General features: G+C 66.3%; 8 protein-coding genes. All 8 read right to left on the bottom strand.

Annotated elements, in window-relative coordinates; genetic code table 11:
• On the bottom strand, positions 1-1,773 hold a 1,773-nt coding region (locus DSD19_RS16785; protein WP_133260457.1), incomplete at its 3' end, for a hypothetical protein.
• A 64-nt stretch (positions 1,774-1,837) separates the two neighbouring features.
• Entirely contained in the window at positions 1,838-3,061 is a 1,224-nt protein-coding gene (locus DSD19_RS16780; protein ID WP_113670438.1) for an ABC transporter substrate-binding protein, read from the bottom strand.
• Positions 3,062-3,214: 153 nt separating this feature from the next.
• Positions 3,215-3,976: an ABC transporter ATP-binding protein gene (locus tag DSD19_RS16775; protein WP_075786256.1), complete on the bottom strand. Its 762-nt coding sequence runs from the start codon at positions 3,974-3,976 to the stop codon at positions 3,215-3,217.
• Positions 3,973-4,827, bottom strand: coding sequence for an ABC transporter ATP-binding protein (locus DSD19_RS16770; protein WP_113670437.1), 855 nt, complete (start codon positions 4,825-4,827; stop codon positions 3,973-3,975). The genes DSD19_RS16775 and DSD19_RS16770 overlap by 4 nt, the downstream gene beginning before the upstream one ends.
• Positions 4,824-5,735, bottom strand: coding sequence for an ABC transporter permease (locus tag DSD19_RS16765; RefSeq protein WP_113670436.1), 912 nt, complete (start codon positions 5,733-5,735; stop codon positions 4,824-4,826). The genes DSD19_RS16770 and DSD19_RS16765 overlap by 4 nt, the downstream gene beginning before the upstream one ends.
• A complete protein-coding gene (locus DSD19_RS16760; protein ID WP_371412622.1) occupies positions 5,732-6,733 on the bottom strand; it encodes an ABC transporter permease in 1,002 nt (333 codons plus the stop codon). The genes DSD19_RS16765 and DSD19_RS16760 overlap by 4 nt, the downstream gene beginning before the upstream one ends.
• A 61-nt stretch (positions 6,734-6,794) precedes the next feature.
• On the bottom strand, positions 6,795-8,390 hold the full coding sequence (locus tag DSD19_RS16755) for an ABC transporter substrate-binding protein (protein WP_113670435.1): 1,596 nt from the start codon (positions 8,388-8,390) through the stop codon (positions 6,795-6,797).
• 67 nt (positions 8,391-8,457) lie between these two features.
• Positions 8,458-9,513, bottom strand: coding sequence for a dipeptidase (locus tag DSD19_RS16750; protein ID WP_113670434.1), 1,056 nt, complete (start codon positions 9,511-9,513; stop codon positions 8,458-8,460).
• Positions 9,514-9,730: the final 217 nt, after the last annotated feature.

Here is a 9,730-nt window from a genome sequence, read left to right as displayed (position 1 = left end):
CTCGTAATCCTCCGCGAACCGTTCATCGATCCGACTCGTCAGATCGCCGCCAGAAAGCGCCTGAAGCGCGCTGGCAAGCTTGGAAACCACTGCCTGCTGCGCGGCGGCGCTGGCCTGGCGATCTTCCTCGGCCGCGCGTTCGGCCTGTTGCATGCGGTCGCGTTCGATGAGGCCCTCGCGGAAGACGACGAGCGACTCGGCCATCCGCGCGATCTCGCCCCCGAAGATTCCGAAGCCCTTGACCTCGGCCAGTTCGCCGCGGGCCAGGCGGCCGGTGACGCGCACCAGCCGGCGCATCGGCCAGATGATCAGAAGCCAGGTCAGGATCGGCGCGGCGATGAAGACCGCGACACTGCCCAGGGTGACGAGCTTCAGACGGTGCTTGGCCTCGCCGGCCTCGGCCAGGATGGCAGTGCCGATGTCACCGGCCGTGGCGATCGCATTGTTGCCCTGGTCGCTGGCGACGGAGGCGATGCCGCGCAGGCGTTCATAGGCGGCCCGCGAGGCATCCTCGGCCTCCTGCTGCGCGGCAAGCCAGGCCCGGCGGTTTGCCACCACCCCGGTTTCCGGGTCGGCAAAGGCGACGATCCCTTCGATCATGGTCTTCAGGCTGCTGGTCAGATAGACCCGCCCGGCCAGATCGGTCAGCGCGTCGCGTGCGGCCAGGATCTGGTCCTGCGCGGCATCGGCCTCGGCGGCATCCTTCGCGGTGGCCCCGAGATAGGCGGAGGCAACCAGCGTTTCCACCGCGAGGTCAACATCGGACGTGTCGCGGATCTGTTGCACCTCGTTGCTCAGCAGCCGGTGGATGGCCTCGCGGTTGAAGACCGCGGTGTCCTCGGCGCCGATCATCAGCTTGAAGGTCAGATCGTCGATGGCCGAACTGAGCGCGATATTGCTGGCATCGCGGAGCCGCATGACCTCTTCGGTATAGCCCGCGCGCGCGCGGAACCCGGCATTGGCCGAACCGGCAAAGGCGGCCCGGGTTTCGGTCAGGATCGGCAGGTAGTCCGGGATCGTGCCCGCCGTGTCGAGATCGGCAAGCAGTCCTTCCAGCTTGCGCAGGCTGGCCGTCGCCAGATCGCGCAGGATCGCGGCCAGCGCGGGATCGTCCTGCCGGGCCAGCGCGAGGGCGACGCCGGACAGCAGGTTGATTTCGGCCCGGGCCTGCAGGATCAGCGCGGTCGAGTTGAAGTCGGAATGGACCAGCGTGTCGAGGGTGTCGGACACGCTTTCGATGGTCTGGTTGCCGGCCAGGTTCATGTCATAGACGGCATCCTCGGTCATGATCGACAGCGCTTCGCGGATCTCGCCCACCTGTGCGCCGAATTCGGCCAGCTGGTCCTGAAGCAGGTTCTGGCTCGCGAAGCGCTGGTCCAGAGCCCGCCGCATCTGCTGTGCCCTGTCGGACAGCGCCACCAGCATCGGCAGGAAGGTCTTGCGGTCCTCAGCGGGAAGGTCGTTGACAGACGCAAGCACACGCTTGCTTTCCTCGAGGTAGTTTTGGAACCCGGTCTCGACGCCTTCGGCGTTGCGGGCCATCAGCATCTCGGAAAGGGAGTCGCGGACATCGCCGGTGTGCTCGATGACCGCGACGCTGTCCCGGATGCCAGGCAAGTCCTCGGAGACCAGCCTGTCGATCTGTCCCGACAGCGAGTCGAAGACCATCGTCGAGATCACGATGGCGGCTGCGGTCATGGCCCCCATCAGAACGAGGGCGGACGAGAATTTCAGCGCAATACTACCGAACACCGTCGAAACGAATTTCAGCATGACAGCCCTCCGGGGCGTAACGTGGTCCTTGTGTCCCGGGCGGCCGCGCGGGCCGCCCGCACGGTCAGGATTTCGGCTCAGGAGCTGGCTCAGGGGCCGGCTCGTCGGGCGACGCCGGGGCCGGGGCCGGGATCTCGACGGGCTCGAAGGCCCCATCGGCCGAGATCCGGGTCAGGAAGACCTGGTCGAGTCCCTGGTTGTCGCCCGGGCCGAAGACAAGATGCAGGCCGCCGAGGTCGAGATCCCCCAGCTGATCGAGCGCGGCCAGCATCTTGGCGCGGGTCGGGAAGGGGCCCGCCTTTTCGAGCGCCTTCAGCGCGACACGTCCGGCCAGATAGCCTTCGAGCGAGACGAATTCGGGCGCGGCCTCGGCATCGACGGCTTTCAGCGCGGCCTGATACTCGGCCACGACCGGCAACGAGGTGTCGCCGGGGAACGGCACGACCTGGCTGACGATGATGCCTTCTCCGGCCGGGCCCAGTTCCTCGCTGAGCGCGCGCGAGCCGACGAAGGAGATATTGACGAGCTGCGGCGTGAACCCGAGCTTGCGCCCGACGCGCACGAATTCTGCGACAGGCTTGTAGGCGGCCACCATCACCACGGCATCGGGATTGGCCTTGCGGATGTTCAGAAGCGCGACCTTCACCGCCAGGGTATTGCGCGTGTAGTTGCCTTCGGCGACCGGCGTCAGCCCGCGTTTCTTCAGCGCACGGCGCACCCCTTCCAGCCCGACCTGACCGAACCCGTCATCCTGATAAAGGACCGCGATCCGGTCCTTGCCCAGCGCGTCGACCAGATAGGCGATCCAGGCCTCGGTTTCGGTGTCGTAGCTGGCGCGGATGTTGGCCACGTTGCTGACCCAGGGCGCGCGCAGGAAATCGGCCCCTGTCAACGGCCCGATCATCGGCATCCCGGCCGCGGCCGCGACCGGCAGCGTCGCCTTGGCGGTCGGAGTGCCGACCTGGCCGACCAGCGCGAGGTAGCGATCATCGGCCAGCATCTTCTCGACCTCGGCGGCCGAGCGGGTGGGTTCGTAGCCGTCATCGAAGCTGTCCATCCGGATCTTGCGGCCATTGACGCCGCCCGCGCGGTTGGCCTCTTCGAAGGCGGCCAGCAGGCCGAGGCGCAGGCCCTGACCCAGTGCCCCGGCCGGCCCCTCAAGGGCGGCGACCTGTGCGAAACGAACGACCGACCGGTCGGAGCCGGACGTGGCCCCGGATGTGGCAAGGAGAGGGGTGGAGAGACCAAGGAGGCTCGCGGCAAGTGCGATCGCAAAGGCAAGGCGCATGTCGTGTTCCGATACCGGCGGGGTTCCAGTTCAGAGCACTAGCTGTCGCGACGTTAAGATAGGGTATGCCAGCGCTCCGGCGATCGCTGACAGTTCTCGTAAAGTTCGAGCGAAATTCAGGCGAGGCCGGGGCGGACGCAGGGTAATCCCGGGTCAACCCCGGGTATAGCCAAGCGAGGCCTGCAAAAGCTTGCGGGTGTAGGAATGCGCCGGTGTCAGCGCCCGCATTTCGTCCACGCCCATCACCTCGACGATCTCGCCGGCCTGCATCACCGCGATACGCTCGCACATATGGGCGACCACCGCGAGATCGTGCGAGACCATCAGGAAGGTCAGCTTGTGTTCGGCCCGCAGGTCGGTCAGCAGGTTCAGGATCTCGGCCTGGACCGAGACGTCAAGCGCCGAGGTCGGCTCGTCGAGGAGCAGGATCGAGGGTTCGGGGGCCAGCGCCCGGGCGATGGCCACGCGCTGGCGCTGGCCGCCCGATAGCTGGTGGGGATAGCGAAAGCGGAAGGCAGGGCCGAGGCCCACATCGTCGAGCAGCCGCACGATCCGGGGTTCGATATCGCGAAAGCCGTGCAGATGCAGGGTTTCGGACAGCACCTGATCGACCGACTGACGCGGATGGAGCGAGGCATAGGGGTCCTGAAAGACCATCTGGACGCTCTTGTAGAAAAGCCGGTTGCGGTGCCGTCCGCGCGGGACCGGATTGCCGTTCACCGCCATCCGGCCCGACCAGTCGGGCGCCAGCCCGGTCAGCGCGCGCATGATCGTCGACTTGCCCGACCCGCTTTCGCCGACGAGCCCGAAGCTTTCGCCATGGCCGACGCGAAAGCTCGCGTGCCGGACGGCATCGACCCGGTCGCGGCCCTCGCCGAACCAGACGCTGACATCGTCGAAGAAAAGCGCGCTCATGACGGCCTCACCGACGGGGCCTCGGCCCAGGCCGGGTCGCGGCGCAGCACCTCCAGCCGTTTTTGCGGCGCGTCGAGCCGGGGCAGCGAGTTCAGAAGCCCCCGCGTATAGGGGTGCTTCGCCTCGTGCAGCTTGTCGGCCGCGCAGGTCTCGACCACGCGGCCCGCATACATGATCAGCACCCGGTCGCAGAAATCGGCCACGAGATTCAGGTCGTGGCTGATGAAGATCAGCCCCATGCCGCGATCCTGCACCAGACGGTCCATGATCTGCAGCACCTGCGCCTGGACCGAGACGTCCAGCGCCGATGTGGGTTCGTCCGCGATCAGCAATTCGGGGTCGGGGATCAGCATCATCGCGATCATGATCCGCTGACCCATCCCGCCCGACAGCTCGTGCGGATGGGCGCGCATCACCCGTTCGGGGTCGCGGATCGAGACCGCTTCCAGCATGTCCAGTGCGCGACGCCTGGCCTCGGCCCGGCTGCCCTTCTTGTGGACGCGCCAGGCCTCGATCAGCTGCTCGCCGACGCTCATCACCGGGTTCAGCGAAAATTTCGGGTCCTGCATCACCATCGAGATCCGCTCGCCCCGCACCTTGCGCATCTGCGCCTCGGAGTGCTGCATCAGATCCTCGCCATCGAGCCGGATATGCCCGGCCGTGACCTGCCCGGGCGGCCGGATCAGCCTGAGGATCGAGCGCCCGGTCATCGACTTGCCGGACCCGCTTTCGCCAACGATACCCAGTCGTTCCCGGCCAAGCTTGAAAGACACACCGCGCACCGCGTCGAACAGGCCGGTACGGGTGGGAAAGCGAACCCAGAGGTCCTCGACTTCGAGCAGGGGGGTCATTTCTCTCCCTTCGGATCGAGCACGTCGCGCAGGCCGTCGCCCAGCAGGTTGAAGGCCAGCGACACGGTGAAGATCGCCAGCCCCGGCATGGTGGCGACCCACCAGTGATCGAGGATGAAGCGGCGGCCCTCGGAAATCATCGCGCCCCATTCGGGGCTGGGCGGCTGGGCGCCGAGCCCGAGGAACCCAAGCCCCGCGGCTGCCAGGATGATCCCCGCCATATCAAGCGTCACCCGCACGATCAGCGACGAGATGCAAAGCGGCCAGATATGCCGGGTGATGATCCGGATCGGACCGGCGCCGTGCAACCGCACCGCGCTGATGAAATCGGCGTTCCGAAGGGTCAGCGTCTCGGCCCGGGCGATCCGGGCATAGGGCGGCCAGGCGGTCAGGGCGATGGCCAGCACCGCATTCTCGATGCCCGCGCCCAGCGCGGCGACGAAGGCCAGCGCCAGCACCAGCCGGGGGAAGGCGAGGAAGATGTCGGTGATCCGCATCAGGACCATGTCGACCCAGCCGCCGAGATAGCCAGAGACGGTGCCGACGATCAGCCCCGCCAGCGGCGCGATCAGGGCGACCAGCGTGACGATGTAAAGCGTGATCCGCGAGCCGTAGATCAGCCGCGAGAGGATGTCGCGCCCCAGCGAGTCCGTGCCCAGCGGATGGCCGGGCGTGCCCAGCGGCTGCAGCCGGGCGGTGAGGTCCTGATAGAAGGGATCATGCGGCGCGATCCAGGGCGCGAGCGCCCCAATCGCCAGCAGCGCGATCAGGATCGCAAGCCCGAACATCGCCATCGGGTTGCGGCGGAAGGCCAGCCAGCCCTGATAAAGGCTCGCCAGCCGGGCCTGCCCCCGCGATTGCGGCGTGTCGGTCAGAAGCCAGGCGCGAAGTCCGGTCATCTCGGTCATTTCGCCCTCGGATCGAAGACCTTGTAAAGCAGGTCGGAAAAGACGTTCAGCAGCACGAAGGCCAGCCCCACCACCACGGTGCCGCCCAGAACCGCGCTCATGTCGGCCGAGAGCAGGGCGTTGGTGATGTAGGACCCGATGCCCGGCCACGAGAAGATGATCTCGGTCAGCACCGACCCTTCCAGAAGCCCGGCATAGCTGAGCGCGATCACCGTGATCAGCTGCACCCGGATGTTGCGGAAGGCATGACCCCAGATCACCGCGCGCTCGCTCAGCCCCTTGACCCGGGCAGTGGTGACATATTCGGCCGACATTTGTTCCAGCATGAAGGACCGGGTCATGCGGCTGATATAGGCGAGGCTGTAATAGCCCAGCAGCGAGGCCGGCAGCACGATATGGCTAAGCGCGTCGCGAAAGACCGTTCCGTCGCCCGCCAGCGCACTGTCGATCAGGATCATGCCCGTGACCGGCTCGATCATGCCGTCATAGAAGATCGACAGCCGCCCCGGCCCGCCGACCCAGCCGAGAATGCCGTAGAAGATCAGAAGCCCCATGAGCCCGAGCCAGAAGATCGGCATCGAATAGCCCACAAGGGCCACCACGCGCGCGATCTGGTCGATCCAGGACCCGCGCCGGACGGCGGCCAGCACGCCCAGCGGCACGCCCAGCAGTACGCCCATCAACGTGCCCAGCGTCGCCAGCTCCAGCGTTGCCGGAAAGACCCGGGCGATGTCTTCGGATACGGGCCGCGCGGTCAGCAGCGAGGTGCCGAAATCGCCCCGGACGACGTCCAGCAGATAGAGCCAGAACTGCACCAGCAGCGGCCGGTCCAGCCCGAGTTCCTGGTAGACCCGGTTATAGACCTCGGGGCTGGCGCGTTCGCCGACGATGGCCAGCACCGGGTCGATGGGCATCACGCGGCCGATCAGGAAGGTGACGAACAGAAGGCCCAGCATGGTGATCGCGATCGATCCCAGCGTCACGCCCGTCCGTTTCACCCAGCGGGGAGGGAAAGGCGCGCGGGCGCGCCCTTCCTGTGCCTTGCCGGTTGCCGACACGTTACTTGGTCACTTTCCAGTAGCTGGCATCGCTGACCGCCAGCCCGGTGGTGAAGTTCTGCACGTTCTCGCGCACGCCGTCCTGCTCGATGTTCTGGAACATGATGGCGAAGGGCGAGATCTCGCGGAACCTGGTCTGGATCTCGTGATACATCTCGGCCCGCCTGGCGGTGTCGCGCTCGGCCACCGCGGCCTCGGTCATCTCGGTCAGCCCGCCCGCGTCCCAGGCGTTGCGCCAGGCCAGGATGCCGCCATTCTGCGCCTCGTCCGAATTGTCGGGGTTGTAGGCGAAGGTCGAGGCATTGGTCTGCGGGTCGGCATAGTCCGGCCCCCAGGTGCCCAGATAGACGTCCAGATCGCGGGCGCGGTACTTGGCCAGCACCTGCTTGCCGGTACCGACCTCGATGTTCAGCTTGACCCCGGCCTGGGCAAAGGTGTTCTGCATCGACTGGGCGATTTCCAGACGTTCCTGCACGTCGCGCACGCCGATGGTCAGCTCCAGCCCGTCGACGCCCGCCTCGGCCAGCAGCGCCTTGGCCTTCTCGACATCGAGCGAGAACGGGTTGTCCTTCACCGCGCCCAGATAGGACTGGGGCAGGAAGTTCTGCTGGACGGTCCACTGCCCCTTGAGGAAGCTGTTCACCATGCCGTCGTAATCGACGAGGTGCTTGAATGCCTCCAGCACCTCGGGCTTTGTCAGCTCGGGGATCTTCTGGTTGAACGAGGCATACATCAGGTAGCCTTTCAGCTCTTCCTGGATCTTGATGCCCTCGGCGCCGGTGATGCCCTGCACGTCCTCGGGGTTGAGGTTGCGCGCGACATCGACATCGCCGCGTTCCAGCAGCAGCCGCTGGGTCGCGCTTTCGGCGATATGGCGCACGATCACCCGCTGCATCGCGGGCGTGCCCTGATAGAAGTCGGGATTGGCCTGCAGGGTCACGGATTCGTTCGGTTTCCAGGCAACGAGGCTGTAGGCGCCCGAGCCCGCCGAATTGGTCTTGAGCCAGTCGTGGCCCATGTCGCCATCGACCTCATGCGCCATCACTGTCGTCTTGTCGACGATCGAGCCGATGGTCGCGGTCAGGCAGTTCAGCACGAAGGAGGTCGCATAGGCCTTGTCGGTGGTGATGACCAGCTTGTTGCCGTCGGCCTTGATGGTTTCCTCGATGTTCTCGGGGGTAAAGCCGAACTGGGTCAGGATGAACGACGGCGTGAGGTTCAGCAGAACCGCGCGGCGCAGCGAGAATTCGGCATCCTCGGCCGTCACCGGGTTGCCCGAGACGAAGCTGACGCCCTCGCGCATGGTGAAGGTGATGGTGCGGCCGTCCTCGCTGACCTCCCAGCTTTCGGCCAGATCGGGCTGGTAGCCGGCCTCGAAATCCAGCGGGTCGAAGTTCACCAGCCGCCCGTAGACGTTGCGCAGCACGTCGCCGCCCGCGAATTCGAAGGTCTCGGCCGGGTCGAGCGTGGTGATGTCGTCGATCCGGTTGGCCACCACCAGCATGTTCGCGGGCGTTTCGGCCCAAAGCGCGGGGGCGGTGCCCGCGAGCGTCGCGGCCAGCGCGGCGCCCGACATCAGCCTTGCAAAAGCGGTCATCTTGGTCGTCCTCTCTGTTGGTCTGTTTTTATGTCGTCTTCCGGCGTCGTTGCGCCGGTCTTGCCCGTCAGTGGCCCCAGGTTTTCTCCAGCACCCTCAGCCAGTTGCCATGGCAGATCCGTTCGATCAGCTCGGGGCCGTAGCCATGCGCCGTCATCGCGGCGCGCAGTGCGGGCAGCCCCGCGGCCGACCCGATCGCGGACGGGATCATCGCCCCGTCGAAATCGGACCCGAGCCCCACGCGAGTCTCGCCGAGCTTGCCCAGCAGATGGTCGAGGTGGCGCAGCATGTCGTCAAGACCGGTATCGATCATGCGCCCGTCGGGTCTCAGAAAGGCCGTCGCATAGTTCAACCCGACCATGCCGTCGCTGGCGGCGATGGCCTCGAGCTGGGCGTCGGTCAGGTTGCGGGCATGGGGGCAGATCGCATGGGCGTTCGAATGGGTCGCGACCAGCGGCGCGTCGGACTGTCTGGCGACGTCCCAGAAGCCCGCCATGGTCATGTGCGACAGATCGATCATGATCTTCAACGCGTTGCAGCGCCGGACCAGCGCCACCCCCAGATCGGTCAGCCCGCCGCCGGTATCGCCGTCGGACGGATAGCGGAACGGTACGCCCTCGCCGAAGATGGTGGGCCGACTCCAGACCGGCCCGAGCGAGCGCAGCCCCGCGCCGTGAAGCACATCAAGGGTGATCATCTCGGGGTCGATGGCCTCGGCACCTTCCATATGCAGGATGGCCGCCAGCTTGTGTTCGACCATCGAGATATGGATTTCCGCGGCGCTGCGGCAGATCTTCAATGCGCCCAGCTCTTCCAGCCGCTCCAGCGTCGCGACCTGAGCCATGGCAACGGTCAGCGCCCGGTCCTGCGGTTCGGGCGGCGGCAGAGGCAGGTCGTAGCTGTCCTGCGCCATCGCCTCTTCATTGTCCTCGCCGCCCTCGGAGGGCACATAGACCGCGAAGAAACCGCCGCCGAGCCCGCCCGCGCGGGCCTTGGGCAGGTCGATATGGCCCGCGTCCCCGGTCAGGAAGGTGTCGGCGGCGGCCGGACCTCCGGCGCGATAGAGTCTGAGAAGAACATCGTTATGGCCGTCGAAAACGGCGGGCAGGGTCTTGGGATCCACGAATGTCTCCGGGATTGACGGGTCAGGGGGTCTGACTTACCCGGCAAGCCTAACGAAAAGATTCGGGGGACGGAAAGCCCGAAAGCGGACCTTGTGGTCAAAAAATGGCGCTTTGCCTGCGGACGCGGCAGCCGGAGGTTTAGGTCATGTTGACAAATGGCGGACCCAGAGACGGATCGACGTGATGTCAATGAAGCCGAGGAAGCTCTCAGCGGTC

This window comes from Rhodovulum sp. BSW8, from assembly GCF_003314725.1.
GTDB lineage: Bacteria > Pseudomonadota > Alphaproteobacteria > Rhodobacterales > Rhodobacteraceae > Rhodovulum > Rhodovulum visakhapatnamense.
Note: the sequence above shows the minus strand (reverse complement) of the source record. Positions and strands in the feature narration are given on the sequence as shown.

What these genes read in the sequence shown, in the direction of transcription:
- DSD19_RS16765 (WP_113670436.1), bottom strand. Translation starts at nt 5,735, where the DNA reads ATGACCGAGATGACCGGACTTCGCGCCTGGCTTCTGACCGACACGCCG.
- DSD19_RS16780 (WP_113670438.1), bottom strand. Translation starts at nt 3,061, where the DNA reads ATGCGCCTTGCCTTTGCGATCGCACTTGCCGCGAGCCTCCTTGGTCTC.
- DSD19_RS16770 (WP_113670437.1), bottom strand. Translation starts at nt 4,827, where the DNA reads ATGACCCCCCTGCTCGAAGTCGAGGACCTCTGGGTTCGCTTTCCCACC.
- DSD19_RS16775 (WP_075786256.1), bottom strand. Translation starts at nt 3,976, where the DNA reads ATGAGCGCGCTTTTCTTCGACGATGTCAGCGTCTGGTTCGGCGAGGGC.
- DSD19_RS16755 (WP_113670435.1), bottom strand. Translation starts at nt 8,390, where the DNA reads ATGACCGCTTTTGCAAGGCTGATGTCGGGCGCCGCGCTGGCCGCGACG.